The 2,137-nt window shown below is 71.9% G+C and carries 2 protein-coding genes; both read right to left on the reverse strand.

Translation table 11 applies throughout. From position 1 onward, the window contains the following. On the reverse strand, window positions 1–705 hold a 705-nt coding region (locus AB0I04_RS55070; RefSeq protein ID WP_360905039.1), incomplete at its 3' end, for an AAA family ATPase. 76 nt (window positions 706–781) lie between these two features. Further along, on the reverse strand, window positions 782–2,137 hold a 1,356-nt coding region (locus tag AB0I04_RS55075; RefSeq protein WP_360905042.1), incomplete at its 5' end, for a tetratricopeptide repeat protein.

Here is a 2,137-nt window from a genome sequence, read left to right on the forward strand (position 1 = left end):
GGTGCGCAGGCGGGCGGCGGCGAGTTCGATGGCGAGGGGGATGCCGTCGAGGCGTGCGGAGATGCGGGCGAGGGTGGTGGCGTTGGTGGCGTTGATGGTGAAGTCGGGGTTCACGGTGGCGGCCCGGTCGCTGAACAGCCGTACCGCCTCGCACCGGGCGATCTCGCGGATGGGGGCGTGCTCGCCGACGACCGCGAGAGAGGGGATGGCCAGCACCTGCTCGCCGGTCAGCCCGAGCCGGTGCCGGCTGGTGGTCATCACGCGCAGGTGCGGAGCGGCCCGCAGCAGGTCGTTCGCGAGGTCCGCGCACGCCTGCAGCAGGTGTTCGCAGTTGTCCAGGACGAGAAGCATCCGTTTGTCGGCCAGGTAGTCGGCGAGAAGCGGGGTGACCTCGGCGGGAAGCGGAGTGACCTGGAGGTCCCCTTCCCGGAGGCCCAGGGCCGCGGCCACGGCCGACACGAGCAGGCCGCCCTCCTCGAGCGCGGCCAGCTCCACGATCTCTACTCCGTCGGGGAACCGGCCGCGTACGGCCCTGGCGGCCCGGAGGGCGAGCCGGGTCTTGCCGACGCCGCCCGGGCCGGTGAGCGTGAGCAGCCGTGTTCGCGTAAGGAGCCGCCTCACCTCGGACATCTCGTGCTTGCGGCCGACGAAGCTCGAAGCGTCAGCGGGCGAGGTGATCCAGGCTGGAACGTCCTGAACAGGCATTTCCTCCAGCGTAGGAGATTCGGCGAAGCGAGTCACGCTCGCCGGAGATGGGCCCAGCCCCGGCTCGCCGCCCGGGTCACCGGCGGCCTGGGCCGCGCACGGAGCCGTGCTCGGGGGCCTGCTCGGCGAGTTCCGCGACCCAGGCGGCGATCTGGGCGCGTGAGGTGAAGCCGAGTTTGCGCAGGATGCGCTCCACGTGTCCCTCCGCGGTCCGCTGGGCGACCACGAGCGCGGCCGCGATCTCCTTGTTGCTCAGCCCCTTGGCGACGAGCTTCGCCACCTCCATCTCCCGGCCGGTCAGCGGCGAGGGCGCCGTTCCCTTCGCCGCGAACGGCGCGGCCGGCACGTCGCCTTCCTGGAGGGCGTAGGCCGTCGCACGATCGAGTGACATGCCGCAGCCCTCCCGGAACAGGGCGTCGAACCGCTCGGCGCCGAGACGGTCCCGGACCGCCGTCTCGCAGTCCTCGTGGTACTCCGTGAGGTAACCGAACGGCGGGCCGCCCACCAGGCGCCAGATGTCCCGCAGTGCGCCGAGCATCCGGGCGGCACGCTCCGGGTCGCCCTCGTCGGCGGCGATCCAGGCCAGGACGTCGACGCACAGCGCGATGCCGAGGCGGTCGTCGAAGGGCTGCTTGAGCCGGATGGCCTGCTGTTCGAGCTCTGCCGCGCGTTTCAGATCGCCCTGCCGCCAGACCTCGATCCCGAAGACGGACAGCGTGTAGGAGCAGAACCAGCGGTCGTTCCGCGCCTCGCAGAGCCGCAGGCACTCGTCGAACAGCGCGACGGCCTCCTCGGAGCGCCCGAGGAGGGAGTAGGTGGTGGCGAGGTACATGAGGGAGTTCGCCACGCCGGCCGGATGTCCCAGCTCCCGGTGGCGCGCGAGGGCGTCCTCCAGGAGGGTCACGGCTTCGCCCAGGTCGTGACGGATCAGCGCGGAGAGGCCCGCGACGTACTGGCACTGGGCGAAGGTCACCGGGTCCTCGACCGGGTCGGTGAGCGCGCGGCTCTTGTCCAGCATCGGGCGGGCGGCCGCGAAGTCGCTCTGCAGGACGGCCAGCCTGGCGTGCACGCACAGGCCGCCGGCGCGGGCGGCGGGAGACGCCGAATCGCTGCTCAGGAGCGCCTCGAGCCAGCGCCGGCCCTCATGAACGAGCCCGGCCGCGATCCAGTAGAACCGCAACCTGGAGGCGATGGCGAGGCCGGCGTCGATCTCCTCCGGCGCCGAGAGGCAGTAGTCCAGGGCGGTGCGGATGTTGCCGTGCTCCAGCCGCAGCCGGTCGAACCAGGTGACCTGGTCGGGGCCGAACCACGCCTCGTCCGTGCGGGCGACCAGATCCCGGTAGTAGTCGCGGTGGCGTTCTTGGATGAGGTGTTCGGTGCCGGAGGCGGTCAGGCGTTCGCGGCCGTATTGGCGGATGGTCTCCAGCAGCCG

It is taken from the genome of Actinoallomurus sp. NPDC050550, from assembly GCF_040655075.1.
Taxonomy (GTDB): domain Bacteria; phylum Actinomycetota; class Actinomycetes; order Streptosporangiales; family Streptosporangiaceae; genus Actinoallomurus.